The organism is Shewanella vesiculosa (assembly GCF_009994065.1).
In the GTDB taxonomy this organism is placed as follows: domain Bacteria; phylum Pseudomonadota; class Gammaproteobacteria; order Enterobacterales; family Shewanellaceae; genus Shewanella; species Shewanella vesiculosa.
In genome coordinates, this window is sequence record NZ_JAACSD010000010.1 from 164,150 (window position 1) to 183,291 (window position 19,142).

The window sequence follows — 19,142 nt, forward strand, 5'->3', positions numbered from 1 at the left end:
CCATATCGAGGTGAATCAGCAACGATATTTGCCTGATTTGAGCATAACTGGCGATTTATTATTCAACAAGATGGGGTTGCCCCTTGAAAATAGTGTAACGTCCCCCATCTCTTGGTTAACGAAGATTTTTAAGGCGAGTTGATGTTTCGACTCGTGATTGATTTAACGTAACACCAAGGAAATTATTCATGTCACAACAAGAAACTCATGGCTTTCAAACCGAAGTAAAGCAACTTCTGCAATTGATGATCCACTCTCTGTATTCAAATAAAGAGATTTTCTTACGTGAGCTTGTCTCAAATGCGGCCGATGCAGCAGATAAACTTCGCTATTTAGCCTTAACAGATGATGCTTTATATGAAGGTAACGGCGATTTACGCGTGCGTGTTAGCGCCGATAAAGAAAAGGGCACAGTTACCATTTCTGATAATGGTATTGGTATGACCCGCGATAGCGTGATTGAACATTTAGGCACTATTGCAAAATCAGGTACCAAAGAGTTTTTCGGTAATCTTTCTGGTGAAGCGTCAAAAGATTCACAATTAATTGGTCAGTTTGGTGTGGGCTTTTACTCGGCTTTCATCGTGGCGAAAAAAGTTACCGTACGCACTCGTGCAGCCGGTCATGCTGCTAACGAAGGTGTATTGTGGGAATCTGAAGGCGAAGGTTCGTTTAATGTAGAAAGTATCACTAAAAATGAACGTGGTACTGAAATCGTGCTGCATTTACGTGATGAAGAAACTGAGTTTGCTGACGATTATCGTTTACGTTCTATTATCACTAAGTATTCTGATCATATCTCGGTTCCGGTGCAAATGTGGAATGAAGGCACACCTGAGTCAGATGGACCAGATGGCGAGAAGGTCGCGGCCACTGAAGGTGAATGGAAAGTGATGAACAAGGCCACCGCGCTTTGGACTCGTAACAAGTCAGACATTACTGAAGAAGAATACCAAGAATTTTATAAGCATATTTCTCACGACTATAGCGACGCATTAAAATGGTCTCATAATCGGGTTGAAGGTAAACAAGAATACACCAGCTTATTGTACATCCCAGCCAAAGCGCCTTGGGATATGTGGAATCGCGATCATAAGCATGGCTTAAAACTGTTTGTTCAACGTGTGTTTATTATGGATGAAGCAGAACAGTTTTTACCGACTTACTTGCGCTTCGTTCGCGGCTTAATTGATTCAAATGATTTACCATTAAACGTTTCTCGCGAAATTTTACAAGACAATCAAGTCACCACTGCAATGCGTGTAGGCATCACCAAACGTGTGCTTGGAATGCTTGAAAAGCTGGCGAAAGACGAGCCTGAACAATATCAGTCATTCTGGGCTGAGTTTGGCCAAGTGTTAAAAGAAGGCCCAGCAGAAGACTTTGCTAACAAAGAGCGTATTGCCGGTTTATTGCGTTTTGCTTCAACTGATAACAACTCAGCTGCGACAACTGTGTCATTAGAAGCGTATGTTGAGCGCATGAAAGAAGGTCAAGACAAGATTTACTATATTGTTGCTGACAGTCATGATGCAGCTGCTAACAGTCCTCATCTTGAATTGCTGCGTAAAAAAGGCATTGAGGTATTATTACTGTCTGAGCGTATCGATGAATGGTTAGTGAGTCACTTAACCGAATTCAATGGTAAGAAATTACATTCAGTTACGCGTGGTGATTTAGAATTAGGTGAACTTGAAGATGCTGCTGATAAACAAGCGCATGATAAAGTTGCCGAAGAGTCGAAAGATTTAGTTGAACGTGTAAAAGCGGCATTAGCAGACAGTGTATCGGACGTGCGCGTGACGTCTCGTTTAACTGACACTCCAGCTTGCGTTGTAGCCGGCGAAGGTGAAATGTCGACGCAGATGATTAAACTAATGCAAGCTGCAGGTCAGCCAGTACCAGAATCGAAACCAACGTTTGAGATTAACCCAACTCATCCTTTGGTTGAGCATTTGAATAACGAAACTGACGAGAAGTTGTTTACTGATTGGGCTAACTTGTTGTTACAGCAAGCCTTGTTGTCGGAAAAAGGCAGTTTGGCTGATCCATCAGCGTTTATTAAACTCACCAATCAAATGTTATTGGCGAGTGTAAAATAATCTTGATTTAAGCACCAAAAGCGGACAATAAGTCCGCTTTTGTTTTTGTCATCCCGCGGAGGCAATATGGACTACCTCATTAATCTTACTAAAGATAATATTCAACACGTTGTTGATACCTCGATGCAAAAAATGGTGGTATTGGCATTTTGGACGCAACAACAGCCCGAAAGTGTGCAGATGTTGCAGACGCTGGAACTGTTGGCTAACGCCAAATCTGGGCGATTTATTCTTGCCAAAGTGGACTGTGAAACAGAGTTAGAAATCGCGAATTACTTCCAGATTCAAAATTTACCGACCACATTGATTTTAGATAAAGGCAGACCGATTGATGGTTTTGCTGGCGTGCAAAGCCAAGAGCAAATTAGTGACTTACTCGACAAACACTTACCGCCTATGTGGATACAAGCATTTGAAGACATTAAGCAACAATTAGCCCAAGGCCAGTTATCGTCTGAAGCCTTAACTAACATTGCTGAACAGTTAAAAACGATTTATGCCGATGCACAGCAAGCGGCTGAAGTGGCATTGGTTATGACAGATGTAGCCTTACAGCTAGGTTTACTTGCTGAAGCAAAAGTATTACTTGCTCGTATTGGTTTGGCTGATCAAGACAGTTACTATCATAATTTAGTCGCCAAATTAGCCTTAGCGGAAGATGCAGCTGACACACCTGAAATTCGCCAATTACAGCAGAATGTTGCTGAGCATCCAGATGATCTTGATGCGGTAATCATTTTGGCCAAAGCATTAAATGCAGCTCATCGTAATGAAGAAGCTCTGGAGTTATTATTTACCATTTTACAAAAAGATCTTAATGCTGCAGAGGGTAAAGTCAAACAAGTCTTCATGGAAATCTTAACTGCGATAGGACAGGGCAACATGATAGCCAATCAATATCGCCGTAAATTATATACCTTGCTGTATTAAACAGATTGATGCCTTTTTGTTACAAGCCTTATTAGATTTAGGTCTAATGTCATAACAAAAGCGCTATTAAAACTGTGGCAGATGTGCGAAAATCGCCGCCCTAAAAAGAACATAAACTTAAAAGAGGACTTTTGAGATGCGCATTATTTTATTGGGTGCACCAGGTGCCGGTAAAGGTACCCAAGCACAGTTCATTATGGAACAGTATGGTATCCCACAAATCTCAACCGGTGATATGTTGCGTGCAGCTGTTAAAGCGGGCACTCCATTAGGTTTAGAAGCTAAGAAAGTAATGGATGCAGGTCAATTAGTGTCTGACGATCTTATTATTGGTTTAGTGAAAGAGCGTATTGCACAAGCCGACTGTGAAAAAGGTTTTCTATTAGACGGTTTCCCTCGTACCATCCCACAAGCAGATGCAATGGCTGAAAATGGTATTGAAATCGATCATGTTATCGAGATTGATGTGCCAGACGAAGAAATCGTTAAGCGCATGAGCGGACGTCGTGTCCATTCAGGCTCTGGCCGTGTGTACCATATCGTGTTCAATCCGCCTAAAGTGGAAGGTAAAGACGACGTCACTGGTGATGATTTAGCGATTCGCCCTGATGATGAAGAAAGTACAGTGCGTAAGCGCTTGGGTATTTATCATGAGCAAACTAAGCCGTTAGTTGCTTACTATGGCAAAGTTGCAGAAGCTGGTAACACTCAGTACAACAAGTTTGACGGTACTCAATCTGTCAGTAAAGTGAGCGAGCAACTGGCTAGTGTATTAAAATAACCGCTGCTCAGCGTCTGAATAAAAAGCCTGCTTTGCAGGTTTTTTTTATGGCGAATAAAAGGTAGCGGTGTAACTGCTCGTCTCCCTTATGACGTTTTTCACGCAGTCCTTATCGTGGTCTGCCCGGCGTTATGGGGCTAAACTCTCGTAAACTGCACAGATAATCTCATCGAAGCGTATTTAAGCCACGAATATGATAAAAGTGATGTAAAATTAGCGCTTACCTATGATAAAATTTGCCGCCATTTTCGCGGACGATATCTTATTCAACATTGAATGAGTGTCAGTGGTCAATCATTTCACACTTGCATGGACGCAACGCTACGAGAGCCCCATATGAAGTTTCCTGGTCAACGTAAGTCTAAGCATTATTTCCCTGTAAACAGCCGTGATCCATTATTGGCTCAACTTACGCAGCAGCCACAGCCTTTTTCTACCTATATTTGCGGTATTGATCAAACCTTGGTTGATATAGAGGCAAAAGTAGAAGACGAATTACTTGAACGCTATGGCTTGCCTAAAGGCAATTCAACTCTCATTAATGATGAACAAGCCCATAATTTGTATCACGAACTAAAATCCAATGAGATGATCAGCGATGAATTTGCCGGTGGTACTATTGGTAATACAGTACACAATTATTCAATCTTAGCGGATGATCGTTCAGTGCTTTTTGGCGTGATGAGCCAACATATTATGGTCGGCAGTTACGCTTATCGCTATTTATGTAATACTTCATCAAAGGTTGACCTTAATTTTTTACAACCAGTTGATGGTCCAATCGGCCGTTGTTTTACATTGGTTTCCGACTGTGGTGAACGCACTTTTGCGATTAGCAAAGGCTGTATGGATAAGCTTACTCCTGAATACATTGATAAAGAAGTTGTGCAGGGCAGTTCAGCATTAGTGTTAACGGCTTACTTAATGCGTGCAAGCGATGGAGATGGCATTACTGATGCCGCAATGACGGCAATCAATTACGCTAAAGAAGCCGACGTGCCAGTAGTGTTAACCTTAGGTACGCGCTTTTTAATTCAAGAAGATCCTCAATGGTGGCAAAACTTTATTCGAGAGCACGTCACTATCTTAGCCATGAATGAAGATGAAGGCGAAGCGTTAACGGGCTTTAAAGACCCACTGCTTGCCAGTGAAGTTGCGCTTGAATGGTGTGACATGGTGTTAACCACTGCTGGTGCAATAGGGCTTTATACCGCAGGTTACACTGACGATAATGAAAAGCGCGAAACCAGCCATACTTTACTACCAGGCGCCATTCCTGAATTTAATCGTTACGAATTCTCTCGACCTAAATTGCAAGCCGATTGTGACACCCCAATAAAAGTCTACGCTCATATTGCGCCTTATATGGGTGGCCCTGAATTAATCCGTAATACCAATGGTGCTGGCGATGGCGCATTGTCAGCGCTTTTACATGACCTATCAGCCAATACGTTCCATAAAACCAATATACCTGGTTCAAGCAAACATAAACGAGACGGTTTATGTTATTCATCATTTTCTCAATTATGTAAGTACGCTAATCGGGTTGCATATGAGGTGTTAGCACAACACAGTCCTCGTCTGTCTCGTGGTTTACCTGAGCGAGAAGACAGTCTCGAAGAGTCTTATTGGGAACGTTAATAAATTGTCGATAAAAAAAACGATAATGCAGCATCATTATCGTTTTTTTTTGTGTAGATTTTTATAGAATAGATATCGAGTCAGAATCTTAATCAGCAATCAGGAGCGTCACGTGAAAGGACAAATCTTAAGAGAGATGCAAGTACTTAAGGCTATTGAGCCTGAGTTTGAAGTTCAGCGTCGTGTTGCTTTTATCAAATCTAAGTTAAAACAAGCCCAGACTCATTACTTAGTGCTGGGGATCAGTGGTGGTGTAGATTCATCTTTAGCCGGTCGACTCTGCCAATTAGCGGTAGATTCTCTTAATCAAGAGCTTGGTGAAGCATCTTATCAATTTATTGCAGTTCGTTTGCCTTATCAAATTCAAAAAGATGAAGATGAAGCACAAATGGCATGTCGATTTATTCAACCATCAAAACAAGTCACGGTGAATATTGCCCAAGGTGTTATTGGTGTACATCAAGCGACCTTAGTTGGCTTAGCTGAAGCCAATATCGCTTTAGCCGACGAAAACAAGATTGATTTCGTCAAAGGTAATGTTAAAGCCAGAATGCGGATGATAGCTCAATATCATATTGCAGGGTTAGTCGGAGGCTTGGTCGTTGGTACTGACCATAGCGCAGAGAATATTACCGGCTTTTATACCAAGTGGGGCGATGGTGCATGCGATTTAGCACCATTATTTGGTTTAAATAAGCGCCAAGTACGTCAGTTAGCCGCTTATTTGGGCGCCCCCGATTTACTAGTGAAAAAAGCACCTACCGCCGATTTAGAAGACAATAAACCTCAACTTGAAGATGAAGTCGCTTTAGGGCTAACCTATGATCAAATCGATGACTTTTTAGAAGGCAAAGATGTTATCCAATCTGTGGAAGACAAACTTGTAGGTATCTATCAACGGACTCAACATAAGCGCGAACCGATCCCGACTATTTATGATTAACGCCTTGTTACTGATGCGATGGTATCTGCTGTCGCGTTAGTTCAATAAGCGCATTAGAATATTGTCGATAATCTAAATATGGCGTCAGCAATACGGTTTGCTGATGCAGTATTTTTTGCTGTTGATCTAGAGCGATATACTGACTAGCATCCAGTATTCCCATTCGATGTTGTACTTCTTTACCACACAATATATGCCAACATTGACTAGAGAACGCCTGGTTTTTATTCTCATCAATGTTGGGGTTAACAATGCGTAATTGGCAGTATAAACGCCGAGCAGGATCCCTGTGTTTATCCTTTGTCTGAGTGTCATTAGGTTGGCTAAACAGCTGATCACGGATCAACTTCCAATGAATCCCTTTTTCAATATTGATATCGGGCTCTAAACAGCAAATTTTGGCCATAATAGTAACAATTTTACGCCAGTGATTACCATTGAGATCCACCAGTTGTGTTATTGCATTAGCATCATAAGCACACCAATGTGCCGGTAAAGCTGGCGGTGTTGGTAGATAAAAAATAATATCGGGATTCATCGGTCCCCAGACATGGCTAAAGCAATCAGATGACATGTTATTTCCACAATCGTTAACGGCTAATATGGCGAAGTAGTGACTCATTACCTAAGCTGAGTGACAATTTTTATTATGTTAAATTTATGGTGTCTTATACTACTTAGTTGTTCTCAGTAAGTGTACTCACTACTTATACAAGATGTTTATCGGTAGTCTTTATTTATAAGGTTGTTATGCGTGCAATTGTGATTGGGTCGACGAAACATTTTTTATTTGCCGCATTTTATGGTGCATTAGGTATTGCTTTAGCATTAATTATTACCGGCGTTTGGCTACTTAATGCGCGGCCTAATTTGTCATTATGGCACACAACACATCTTACTTCGGAATATCATCAACAATCAGGTTTAACCGATTTTAGTCAATATTTACAATTAGAAGATAAACTATTTGCTGAAGTCGATCAGCAAGTATACCGCCAATATCAACCTGAAATAGCGTCGCCTATTAATCGTTATGAGCGTCATAGTTTGTCTGACCCTGGATTATGGCAGCAAAATTGGAACCGTTCATTTGAATGGAAAAGTCCTCAAGCTGAGTTTGGTCTATTACTGCTTCACGGTATGTCTGACTCACCCTATGTGCTATCGCATCTTGCACAACACTACCAACATCAGGCACATGTTCTAGGCCTGCGTTTGCCAGGACACGGAACCATTCCTTCCGGATTAACCGATATTACTTGGCCTGATCTTGCTGGGGCTGTGTCACTGGCTGTCGCGCATCTATCTGAACAATTACCTGGAAAACCCATTTATGTGGTGGGTTTTTCAACCGGGGCAGCGCTGGCATTAAACCATGAGCTTGAGAATATAAGCTTACAAAAGCCGCCAAGCTTTGATGGCATTATAATGTTATCACCCGCTATCGGTCTGGCGCCTATTGCTGCTGGTGCTTATTGGCAAGCACAACTGGGTAAGTTGCTTGGGCAAGATAAACTGTACTGGAACAGTATTCAAACCGAATACGACCCCTTTAAATATCAATCCTTCGCAGTTAATGCTGGTGATGTTGTATATCAGTTAACTCAACGTAATCAGACCTTATTAGCGGCATTGTCAGCGCAACAGTTTACGGCTATCCCACCCATATTAACCTTCCAATCCGTTGTCGATGATACGGTATCTTCACTCGCTGTGGTTGATTTGTTATACCAAAGATTACCCGCAAACAAAGAGCATCAATTAGTGTTATTTGACGTCAACCGAACTCGAAGTAACAACCAATTACTCTTTCAAGACCCATTGGCATCTTTTACGCCATTCTGGCTCGCTGCAACATTGCCTTATCGGTTAAGTTTGCTTGAAAATGATCCCCAAAGTGATCGTTACGTTCAAGTCAGAGAGTTAGCCGATAAATCAATAACGGATAATGTACTAACATTGAGCTTAGAATGGCCTAAAGATGTGTATTCGTTATCTCATGTCGCGTTAAGTTTTCCAATTGAAGATACCCTTTATGGGCCACTCGCGGAAGATAAGCCACAAAAAATTCAGATAGGAAGAGCTATTTATCAAGGCGAGCGAGGTATTTTTAGTGTACCGGCAGATGATATGTTACGGCAGAAATGGAATCCATTTTATCCGTATATGATGAGTCGCATTGATGAGTTCACCCAAGCCCATCAATCCGAGTCAGTTTTAGATAACCAGTCACCAAATATCAGTCAGTAATGATATCAATGATGGTTCTGTTACGTCCCTGTTGCTTTGCTTGGTAGAGGTTCTCATCGGCAATTTTAATCCATTTATCCAGGTCGGCCTCATAATCGGCATTCGCTGTGATAGCACCAATACTGACCATTACTTTGAACGCCTGATTATCTTCGGGCGAGGTGATTTCTAATTGTGACAGTGCTTCTCTAAACCCATTGAGGTGATGTTCTATGTGTAAGGTATTGGATAAGGGTAAAATCAGTAAAAACTCTTCTCCGCCGTAGCGGGCAACAATATCAATGTCGCGTTTAAAGTACTTCTGCAATAATTGCGATACTTTACGTAAACACTCGTCACCAGCCAAATGGCCATAGTTATCGTTAATGGTTTTAAATAAATCTAAATCCAATATGGCCACTGTAATGGTTTGTTCGCTTCGTAAACAAAACTCCAATAGCTCACTGAACTTACGTTCGGCATAACGGCGGTTGTACAACCCAGTTAACGGGTCTCGGTCTACTAACTCGGTGAGTTTTTTATTGGCTTTTTCTAATTCTGCAGTGCGATTGGCAACGGTTTGTTCTAATTCCATTTGATGGGCAACCAGTTGTTCTTTACTGGCCACTAATCGTTGATAAAGGCTGAAGACTTCTCTAGGTGAATTGTCGTCAATGGTCGATACTTTTCCGCTATCAGGTAGGCTAAATTGATTGGCAACTGCTTCTAATGGCACGGTCAATAGTGCACTGAGCTTTGTTGATATATAAAAAGTACATACCAATGACACTAATAACATTATAAAACTAGCAAACATTTGTTCTTCAGCCAGTTTTAATAACGGTGAGAACTCTTTTAAAATATACACAGTCCAACCATTATTTAATTCACGGTGAGTATAAATATACTCAGGTACAATTGAGGTCATTTTGTGAATATTGATAAGCTCTAAGTTGGCATGATAGCCGCCTTTATTGATGACAAAATTAAATTGAGATAGCGGTTTAAGGCTGAGCTTTTTTGAGGCAAAAATAATTTGATTTTTCTCATCGACCATCACCACCGATTCATCATTACTATATTCACTAACTTGATCAATATGTGAAAAGTAGCTCAAATCAAGCGAGCCTTCTATGATGCCGGCGACTTGCGTATGTTGTTCATCGAGATAAAACGGGGTACTCATAGCGACAATAGCATCATTGCCGAAACCTCGGCCTAAAAAGGCAGATGATACAAATAAGCGGCGATTATAAAATGATTCAATAAAATAATCGCGGTCATTAATATTAATATCCTGTGCTTTTTTGTCGATTGCGATCAGCCTTGAAACCGGGCTGGCATTAACAATTTTAGCGTCAGGATCAGCAATAAGCATGCTGATAAAGCTGGGGTAGCTTTCATGAAAGCTCGATAAAATAGCCTGCCATTTTTCCGGCTTATCAGCGATTAGCGTTAATTGATTGGCCGTATTTTGAATAACCGTTTTATGGTTTTCAATATAACTTTGTGTCGACGCGGAAATGTGGGCAACGGCTTCAGTCATGTTTTGTTTTAACATGACTTGTTGACGTTCTAGAGAATAATAATTAAAAATTAACGCTGAAAACAGTAATGTTAACGTCACGAGTAAGGTGAAAAAATAGGTCAATTGCGCGCTTAATTGTCTGCGATGACGATCTTTCACTTTGTCTTTTAAAAACCATAATTTTGGAATAGCTAAAATAAGCAGTGATGCAATACTGGTATAAATAAGACCGTTAATTCCTTGCTTTGAAATGATAAAACCTAAGTGAGAAGGGGGAATATCCATTAAAAAGACGACATATAGATACACTAGTGGTGCACCCAGTAATAACCAATAAGCGGCATCGGCATACAGCGCATAGATATCACGGCGTCGGGCATATCCTAAAAACAACGCTTCTAGCCCAAAGATTAAATACACATGAGGGCTATCCCATATCAACATTAACCCAGTAGATGCCATCATTGCTGTTAAAAATGCATACCAAGGCCCTAACAAAACAGCCGCAATAACGGTCATCGTATTCCCCAACACAAATTGCACATTGGCAAAAAACTGTATTGGGTAGAAATTGAGTAGCAGTCCGATTACCCCCAATATAATCGAGTATAAAAGGTGTTGTTGATTAATGCGTGGCAAGCTCAAAAAATATCCTTATTATCTGTATTTTAGATAGACTTATTCCTTTAAGAACACTTATCTCAGGAAATAGAACTATTTTCAACGCAAACAAAATTTTTTTTGCTATCAAATATTTATTTTTGCCTTTCGTGATGCAGCGCACAGACTCCACAAAGATGTCTTTTTGTTCGACCTTGGTCTAACTTCGTGGCGTGGACAACATGTTTTTCTGGTTTTTATTTTCTCTATTATATTGATATATAAGTGTTTTATAATATTAGCCAGAGTTTTTATTGATCAAGTACGACTAAGGTCTTGATTGTGGTGCCCCCCTGAGTTGCTAAATTAACAATGACTTTACAAAAAATAACATAGGGGAGTCGCAATGAGTTTTGAAAATAACGATAAGGCAGCGGGTTACTGGCGTGAGAATTTACGTTTAGTACTTAGTTTGCTTGCAATTTGGGCTGCAGTGTCATTTGGCTGCGGCGTTATATTAGTAGATGTGTTAAACGAATTTACCTTTATGGGATTCAAATTGGGTTTCTGGTTTGCGCAGCAGGGTGCAATGTATGTATTCGTGGCGCTGATTTTTGTTTATGTGGCGAAAGCTAATGCATTAGACAAAAAATACAATGTTCAGGAAGACTAAGGGGCACTAAGATGGATGTTCAAACACTTACGTATTTAATTGTTGGCGCAACTTTCGCGCTTTACATCGGGATCGCCATTTGGTCTCGAGCAGGTTCAACCAAAGAGTTTTATGTTGCAGGCGGTGGCGTTCACCCTGTGTTGAATGGTATGGCAACAGCAGCAGATTGGATGTCAGCTGCATCATTTATTTCATTAGCCGGTATTGTGTCTTTTACTGGTTATGATGGTTCAGTGTATCTTATGGGCTGGACTGGTGGTTATGTGCTATTAGCCTTGTGCATGGCACCTTACTTACGTAAATTTGGTAAATTTACTGTTCCTGATTTTATTGGTGATCGTTATTACTCTCAAACAGCACGTACGGTAGCAGTGATTTGTGCCATCTTTATTTGCTTTACTTATATTGCAGGGCAAATGCGTGGTGTTGGCGTGGTGTTCTCTCGCTTCCTAGAGGTTGACGTAGAAACTGGCGTATATATTGGTATGGCGGTGGTGTTCTTTTATGCAGTATTGGGTGGCATGAAGGGGATTACTTACACACAGGTTGCACAGTACTGCGTACTTATCTTTGCCTTTATGGTTCCAGCTATCTTTATTTCGGTAATGATGACAGGTCATATTTTCCCACAAATTGGTTTCGGTGCTGAGATGATCGACGCCGCGGGTAATGGTACGGGGGTATATTTACTCGATAAACTCGATGGATTATCGGCAGAGCTTGGGTTCTCCCAATATACCGAAGGTTCTAAAGGTATGATCGATGTGTTCTTTATCACTGGCGCGTTAATGTTTGGTACAGCAGGATTACCGCATGTTATTGTGCGTTTCTTTACTGTTCCTAAAGTGAAAGATGCACGTATATCAGCTGGTTGGGCATTAGTGTTTATCGCTATTATGTACACTACAATTCCTGCATTATCTGCTTTCTCACGCGTAAACATGATTGAAACCATTAATGGACCAGATTCTACCGGTGTTCCTTATGAAACTGCACCTGAGTGGATTAAAAACTGGGAAAAAACTGGTTTAATCAAGTGGGAAGACAAGAACAATGATGGCAAGATTTTTTACACCAATGGTGAAAAAAATGAAATGAACATTGACCGAGATATCATTGTGTTGGCCACGCCTGAAATTGCTAACCTTCCAGCATGGGTGATTGCTTTAGTTGCTGCGGGTGGTTTAGCAGCAGCATTGTCGACATCTGCGGGTTTATTACTGGTTATTTCAACGTCTGTTTCACATGATTTACTCAAGAAAAATCTGATGCCAGACATTTCGGACAAGAAAGAGTTAATGTATGCACGAATAGCCGCAGGTTTTGGGGTTGTTATGGCTGGTTACTTTGGTATTAATCCACCAGGCTTTGTTGCCGCGGTTGTCGCCATTGCATTTGGTCTAGCTGCTGCATCGTTATTCCCAGCTATTATCATGGGTATTTTCTCTAAAACCATGAATAAAGAAGGGGCTATTTCGGGTATGGTTATCGGCTTATTATCTACTGCGGCTTATATCGCTTACTTTAAGTTTATTAATCCAGCAGCTAATACATCTGAAAACTGGTTATTTGGTATTTCACCAGAAGGTATTGGAATGATGGGAATGATAGTCAACTTTGTCGTGGCTTTTGCTGTGAGTAAAGTTACCACTAAAATTCCTGATGAAATAGTGGCGATGGTAGAGTCGATTCGTTTCCCTAAAGGATCGGGTGAAGCTCACGATCACTAAGTTATAATCAATACAGCTTAGAAAGGGCGCTTCGGCGCTCTTTTTGTTGGGCTTTAGTCCTATAGGCGTTAAGTGAAATGCTTTGCTATAGTGAAAGTGTTAACCCATGTACCATAGGGAATTAATTAATGGATGCCAGCGAGTTACAACCTGTCGAGCAGTTTTTAGCGCTCCATTCTCCTTTTGATACGCTTCCTCGAGATCTCATTCAATATTGTGCCAAAAAAATTACTGTGGGTTATTACAGTAAAGCGTCTGCATTTGTTGAGTTTGACAAAGATAACCCCAAATTATATCTGGTGCGCAGCGGCGCATTTGAAGTTCGCGATCCTGAAGGTGTGTTGGTCGACCGTGTCGGCGAAGGTGAGTGCTTTGGTTTTTCTACTTTGCTATCGGGTGAAAAAGTGGTTAATAAAGTGGCCATTCTTGAAGACAGTTTAGTTTATCATTTACCACAATCTGTATTTGCCAAGTTGAGATCTGATCATCGCAGTTTTGATCAGTTTTTTGCCCGCGCTTTTGCTAATCGTTTACGTAATGAAGCTAAATTTACCGCCAAAGACCTGACCACTACGAGCCGCATCACTTCTATTATGTCATCTAGGCCGATTATTATTGACGCCAACGCCAGTGTGATGGATGCAGCCAAACTGATGCGAGAACATCGGGTATCATCGGTATTAGTGATCGATAATCAAAAGTTAACCGGGATTTTAACCGACAGAGACCTGCGTAATCGGATCATTGCCGAAGGGTTCGATTTTAATGCTCTGGTGAGTCAAGCCATGACAATTAATCCAGTCACAACCCATGCCAATGCATTAGTATTTGAAGCCATGTTGGCGATGAGTGAACATAATATTCATCATTTGCCTGTGGTAGAAGGCAGCCAAGCGCTCGGGATGATCACCAGTACTGATATTTTGCGTTCACAAAGCTCACAGCCTTTGCTGTTAATTGGCGAAATTGGCCGCCAAGGCAGCATAGAAAAGCTTATTCACGTGAGTAAACAAATCCCCCTGTTGTTGCAAAACCTCATCAGTGCCGATGCTAGAGCTGAAGAGATTGGCCGTGTGCTAACCTCAGTAACCGATGCATTAACCCGCAGACTGATTGAGCTTAATCAACAAATTTTAGGCCAAGCGCCAATGGCATTTTGTTGGTTAGCGTTTGGTTCACAAGGTCGCCAAGATCAAGTCGCTTGTTCAGATCAAGATAATGGTTTATTACTGGCCCATGAACCTGATGAGTTTGCCGCAGCTTATTTTGACACGTTAACCAAAGCTGTGTGTAAGGGCTTAGATGAATGTGGTTATATTTATTGTCCAGGCGACATTATGGCGCAAAACCCCAAGTGGCGAATATCCCTTGTTAAATGGAAAGGGCTTTTTTCGCAATGGGTTAATACGCCAGAACCAAAAGCATTAATGCATGCAAGCATCTTTTTCGATATGCGACCTGTGTTCGGTCCGTTAAACCTATTCAATGAATTACAAGATTCGGTGTTAGCATCAACACAAGACAACGATATTTTCCTTGCCGGTATGGCGGGGAATTCCTTAACGGAATCACCTCCACTGGGTTTTTTTAGAAAGTTTGTTCTTGAGCGTGATGGCAGTGAAGTCAAAGGCATGGATTTAAAGCACAAGGGCAGTGCGCTTATTAATGATATTGCCAGAGTGTATGCTTTGAGTGCGGGTATTAAAGAGGTGAATACCGCCAAGCGGATCAGGGCGTTAATGGATGCGAATATTATTAATCGCAAAGATGCACTTAATTTGGCTGATGCACATGAGTTTATTGCGCATATGCGTTTATCGAATCAAGGTTACCAAGCAACCCATAATCTGCCGGTGAATAACTTTCTAAAACCACAACATCTCTCTTCGTTAATGCGCCACCAATTACGGGATGCTTTTAAGGTGGTTCATGATGCTCAAGCGGGCATAAAACTTAAGTTTCTAAGGAGTTTTTAGTGGTTAATTTGTGGTGGATAAAAGCCATATTGTGGCGTAAAAAAATGGCCATACTGCCTTCGCCACTCGATACTTACTTAGACGCAATTATCCCAGCATTAACACAACCATTTCTCGATGCCCCCTTAATGGCGATTGATCTTGAAATGACCGGCTTAAATCCTATTGGCGATCAAGTCATCAGTATTGGTATGGTACCCATTATCAACGGGGGGATCCCGCTTGAAAAGGCACAACATATGATGATTGCCATCAGTGGTAGTGTCGGTCACAGCGCGACGGTTCATGGTATTGTAGATAATCAATTGCATATGGCGTTATCTATTCAAGACGCGATGGAATGGTTTCTCACACAAACGAAAGGTCATATTTTGGTGGCGCATCATGCACCACTGGACATCGAGTTCATTCAACAGCAATTAATCCGTTGTTTTGGTCAATCTATTCCTATGGTGTTTATCGACACCCTCGCCATAGAAAAAAAACGCTGTTTAATGCAACATTCGGTATTAAAAGAAGGATCGTTACGTTTAGGTGCCAGTCGTGAACGTTACCGTTTACCTGTTTATTCGGCGCATAATGCGCTTATAGATGCATTATCCTGTGCTGAATTACTCTTGGCTCAGGTCGCTGCAATAGGCGATGTAAAAAAACTATCGGTAAAAGACTTAATTAATGTGCTGCGCTAATACACTAAAAAGCCAGTCATCTAGACTGGCTTTTTTAACGCTTAGCTTAAGTTAATTTAAGTTAACTCAATAAGGCTTATTCAGCGTCTTTCGCTTTATTGAAAAAGTAATCAACCGCAGGCTTAATTAATTCAAGTGCCGTTTTATCGCAAGGGGGTAATTTAGCATCACTAGTATTAATTGGTGTGGTTCGTTCACCCCACTTTAATAGTAATGCGGCAGAAGTTAATCCTGCGCCAAATGCACATGATAAAATCGTTTGCCCTGGGACAATTTTGCCCTGAGATAATGCATCACAAATAGCGATAGGGATGGTGGCTGCAGAAGTATTGCCATAATCAGCGATATTAACGAACGCTTTTTCTTTAGGGATTTTCATCCGGCTCACTAACGTATCGATAATTCGCTCGTTAGCTTGATGCGGGATAACAAAATCGACATCATCTATATTGGTGTTACATTTTTCGAGTACTTTAGCACTTAAGCTTCCCATGCCATGAATCGCACGCTTAAACACATCTTGACCATTAATGTGGATATAAAAATCTAACGAATCGTTATCAAATCTATCCATTTGGGTGCCAAAATTAGACTTTAAAATATCTCGTCCTTCAGGGTCATTGTTTAACTCATAACCTAATACGCCGCCCGGCTGATCACTTGCTTCAAGAACAACTGCGCCAGCACCGTCACCAAATAATACTGCGGTTTCACGGCGAGACCAATCAAGGTAAAAAGACAGACGTTCAGCACCGATGATCAGAATTTTCTTACTTTGGCCGCTTTTGATCATTGAGCTGGCTAAACCCACACCATACAAAAAGCCACTGCATGCGGCATTGATATCAAATGCACCACATGTAGCGCCAATATTGGCTTGTACCGTTGAAGCAATATTAGGGATCAAGGTATCAGGGCTTGCAGTCGCTAAAATAATTAAATCTAACTCACTACCGTCGATTCCTGCAGCCGCAAGTGCATGCTTAGCTGCAACCGATGCCATTTCAGAAGTGTTAACGTGACTAATGTTACGCTGACTGATCCCTGTGCGAGTTTTAATCCATTCATCCGTTGTTTCCATGAATGTCGCTAAATCAGCATTGGTTAATGTTGCTGGCGGAACGGACTTACCCCAACCGGTAATATGTGCATACTGCATAAAATTCTCTCAATACGTTCAATCGTTAATTAAATTTATTCACAATATCAAGTGCTAAGTATTAAGCGAGCTTAAGCTAAACTCTTGGTATTCATTATTTTTAATAGCCATAACTAAGATTTATTATTGTTTTTATGACTTAATTTTTTGTTCTACTAATTTCTTTATTGAATCAGAGGCATGCAGAATATGCTCTCGCAATAAAGTTGTCGCCTTTTCTATATCTCGATTCTTGCATAACTCAAGTAACACTCTATGCTCTCTTTCAGCGATAGGGATCCCACCAGTAAACAGCAACTGTAGACGAATATAGCGATCACAATTTGTGTTTAGACCGTTTACCACATCCATTGTATGAGGGCGATTAGCCGCTTGGTATAAACGAGTATGAAATCTTGTATTCAGTTCACTCCAACTGGCCACAGACTCTTTCAGTGTAAATGCTAACTCAAGTTGAATGAGCACCATTTCAGCTTCAGCAAGATCATTATCAGACAATTTAGGAATTGCCTTAGCTAATAAATCTGATTCTATCATTGCACGTAATTCAAATAACTCAGTGACTTGCTCAACTGATAATAGAGTTGCGGTTGCACCTTTATGTGGTTCGAAATTGATTAAACCTTCTGCTTCTAATTGTACTAGAGCTTCACGCACAGGAATGCGACTCACGTTCAATTGCTCTGCGATAGCAGATTGTCTAAGCGGTTCACCTCCCTGAATATCACCAGAAAGGATCTGTTCACGAAGCGCCTCAACAACAAGTTGCGTTCGAGTTTTATGAATAATAGGAGGTATATTGCTCATGTATTCTATAATAATCACTAATATCTTCGAGCAAGGGTACCGCTTAGAGGCCGCTTTATAAAGTGAAACCTATACAATTATGCATATAAAGGTGGTAATTAAACAAATTAATAAAAATATCCAGATTGTCTGGCTCCAAATTCATCTCAATGGGATAATCACCCCAGTATAGTGTTTAAGGAGTGTTAGATTGAATAAAGCAGTATTTCTCGATCGTGATGGCGTGATCAATAAAGATAATGGTTATGTCCATACTGTGGACGAGTTTGAATATATAGAGGGTGTATTTGAAGCGTGTTTAGCGTTAAAGCAAAAGGGTTACCTATTAGTCGTTGTCACCAACCAATCTGGTATTGCTCGTGGCATGTACAGTGAAGATGATTTTCATCATTTAACAGAATGGATGGATTGGAACTTTGCCGATAAAGGTGTCGATCTTGATGGTATTTATTATTGCCCACATCATCCAGAAAAAGGCCTAGGCGAATACAAGCAAGATTGTGAGTGTCGTAAACCGAAACCAGGTATGTTGACCACTGCCGCTGAATTCTTGAAAATAGACATGAGCCAATCTGTGATGGTTGGGGATAAGGCTGATGATATGCGCGCAGCAAAAGCCGCTGGAATCAATACCACTATTTTGGTTCGCTCAGGTAAAGTAGTCGATGAAGCGGGTATTAATCTTGCTAGTGCCGTGGTTGATAGCATTGCTGATGTACCGAGTTTATTAAATCAATTACTGTCATAGTCTACAAATCCCTCATCAAACCGATAAGCGAAAGTGTCTGTTTATTGCCGATAAGCAAAAAATATCTCCTACCTGTTCATATATAAGCATTAACCTACTTATATATGAACATCGGTTGACTGTTATTCATCTATAAACAGTTTTCTTCGTTTTGCTTTTGCTGCCAGTAAAATTAAAAATACCTATATCTTGTGTGTTGAGACGAATATACAGTTGAGTTAACACTGTATTAACCTTGCTTGAGTAAATATTTAGCCTCAACAAGCCAAATTAGCTACTTAAATCTCAATGAAGCACATCTTAAGCCTTCTATAGGCAGGGAAAATATATTCAAGGTCTGCTGTAGTTGGCCGTTTTTGTTCGTAAATACAGCAAAAACATCCTTAAATGTGGCTTTGAGTTTAAATAGTACGCAGTTGAGTCTTAATCGTCATAAAAACTTTAAAAAGCGCTTGCGCTATAAAATGTTTTCCCTATAATACAACCCACTGACACGGAACACGGCGTCTAACGCAGGTTACCAGGTCCGCTCTTTAACAATTTATCAAGTAATCTGTGTGGACATTCACAGGTATTGAGTTATTCGAAATTGTCTTCTGTTCTTCG

General features: G+C 40.8%; 15 protein-coding genes. 11 read left to right on the top strand and 4 right to left on the bottom strand.

Annotated features, from left to right (window positions below; translation table 11 throughout):
* Nucleotides 1-188 precede the first annotated feature (188 nt).
* The 5 genes from htpG to nadE all read left to right on the top strand — a co-directional run bounded on the left by htpG (nucleotide 189) and on the right by nadE (nucleotide 6,397).
* Nucleotides 189-2,102, top strand: a complete 1,914-nt coding sequence (htpG, locus tag GW828_RS12270) for a molecular chaperone HtpG (RefSeq protein ID WP_124016061.1) — start codon at nucleotides 189-191, stop codon at nucleotides 2,100-2,102.
* A 66-nt stretch (nucleotides 2,103-2,168) separates the two neighbouring features.
* Entirely contained in the window at nucleotides 2,169-3,032 is an 864-nt protein-coding gene (locus GW828_RS12275) for a tetratricopeptide repeat protein (protein WP_273059033.1), read from the top strand.
* Between the two features lie 136 nt (nucleotides 3,033-3,168).
* On the top strand, nucleotides 3,169-3,813 hold the full coding sequence (gene adk / locus GW828_RS12280) for an adenylate kinase (RefSeq protein ID WP_124016059.1): 645 nt from the start codon (nucleotides 3,169-3,171) through the stop codon (nucleotides 3,811-3,813).
* A gap of 336 nt (nucleotides 3,814-4,149) precedes the next feature.
* On the top strand, nucleotides 4,150-5,454 hold the full coding sequence (locus GW828_RS12285; RefSeq protein WP_124016058.1) for an inosine/guanosine kinase: 1,305 nt from the start codon (nucleotides 4,150-4,152) through the stop codon (nucleotides 5,452-5,454).
* A 112-nt stretch (nucleotides 5,455-5,566) separates the two neighbouring features.
* Complete coding sequence (gene nadE, locus GW828_RS12290; protein ID WP_182723439.1) at nucleotides 5,567-6,397, top strand: ammonia-dependent NAD(+) synthetase; 831 nt, start codon at nucleotides 5,567-5,569, stop codon at nucleotides 6,395-6,397.
* A gap of 7 nt (nucleotides 6,398-6,404) precedes the next feature.
* Here nadE and GW828_RS12295 read toward each other — a convergent pair whose 3' ends face one another.
* The gene (locus GW828_RS12295; RefSeq protein WP_273059031.1) at nucleotides 6,405-6,971 is read right to left on the bottom strand and encodes a DUF6942 family protein; all 567 of its coding nucleotides are present in this window, start codon (nucleotides 6,969-6,971) and stop codon (nucleotides 6,405-6,407) included.
* 176 nt (nucleotides 6,972-7,147) lie between these two features.
* On the opposite strand from GW828_RS12295, the gene GW828_RS12300 reads away from it, so the two are divergent.
* Nucleotides 7,148-8,647 carry an alpha/beta hydrolase gene (locus tag GW828_RS12300; protein WP_273059028.1) on the top strand — a complete coding sequence of 500 codons (1,500 nt, stop codon included), beginning with the start codon at nucleotides 7,148-7,150 and terminating at the stop codon, nucleotides 8,645-8,647.
* On the opposite strand, the gene GW828_RS12305 is transcribed toward GW828_RS12300, so the two are convergent.
* Entirely contained in the window at nucleotides 8,637-10,799 is a 2,163-nt protein-coding gene (locus GW828_RS12305; protein WP_235781871.1) for a diguanylate cyclase, read from the bottom strand. The genes GW828_RS12300 and GW828_RS12305 overlap by 11 nt on opposite strands.
* Nucleotides 10,800-11,160: 361 nt before the next feature.
* Between GW828_RS12305 and GW828_RS12310 the strand changes: the two genes are divergently transcribed.
* The 4 genes from GW828_RS12310 (at nucleotide 11,161) to GW828_RS12325 (ending at nucleotide 15,822) form a co-directional block, all read left to right on the top strand.
* The gene (locus GW828_RS12310; protein ID WP_124016055.1) at nucleotides 11,161-11,427 is read left to right on the top strand and encodes a DUF4212 domain-containing protein; all 267 of its coding nucleotides are present in this window, start codon (nucleotides 11,161-11,163) and stop codon (nucleotides 11,425-11,427) included.
* 11 nt (nucleotides 11,428-11,438) lie between these two features.
* Nucleotides 11,439-13,157, top strand: coding sequence for a sodium:solute symporter family protein (locus tag GW828_RS12315; RefSeq protein WP_124016054.1), 1,719 nt, complete (start codon nucleotides 11,439-11,441; stop codon nucleotides 13,155-13,157).
* Between the two features lie 128 nt (nucleotides 13,158-13,285).
* The gene (locus tag GW828_RS12320; RefSeq protein ID WP_273059024.1) at nucleotides 13,286-15,133 is read left to right on the top strand and encodes a DUF294 nucleotidyltransferase-like domain-containing protein; all 1,848 of its coding nucleotides are present in this window, start codon (nucleotides 13,286-13,288) and stop codon (nucleotides 15,131-15,133) included.
* Nucleotides 15,133-15,822 (top strand): 3'-5' exonuclease, encoded by a 690-nt coding sequence (locus GW828_RS12325; protein WP_182723435.1) that lies wholly within the window; start codon nucleotides 15,133-15,135, stop codon nucleotides 15,820-15,822. Before GW828_RS12320 ends, GW828_RS12325 begins: the two co-directional genes overlap by 1 nt.
* Nucleotides 15,823-15,898: 76 nt before the next feature.
* Here the strand turns inward: GW828_RS12325 and GW828_RS12330 are convergent, their stop codons facing one another.
* Together GW828_RS12330 and GW828_RS12335 are read right to left on the bottom strand one after the other, a co-directional pair.
* A complete protein-coding gene (locus tag GW828_RS12330) occupies nucleotides 15,899-16,981 on the bottom strand; it encodes a ketoacyl-ACP synthase III (protein ID WP_182699013.1) in 1,083 nt (360 codons plus the stop codon).
* A gap of 132 nt (nucleotides 16,982-17,113) precedes the next feature.
* A complete protein-coding gene (locus tag GW828_RS12335) occupies nucleotides 17,114-17,788 on the bottom strand; it encodes a GntR family transcriptional regulator (protein ID WP_182742068.1) in 675 nt (224 codons plus the stop codon).
* Nucleotides 17,789-17,978: 190 nt separating this feature from the next.
* Here GW828_RS12335 and gmhB point away from each other — a divergent pair, with 190 nt between their 5' ends.
* Nucleotides 17,979-18,536, top strand: coding sequence for a D-glycero-beta-D-manno-heptose 1,7-bisphosphate 7-phosphatase (gmhB, locus tag GW828_RS12340; RefSeq protein ID WP_124016049.1), 558 nt, complete (start codon nucleotides 17,979-17,981; stop codon nucleotides 18,534-18,536).
* The last annotated feature ends 606 nt before the right edge of the window (nucleotides 18,537-19,142 follow it).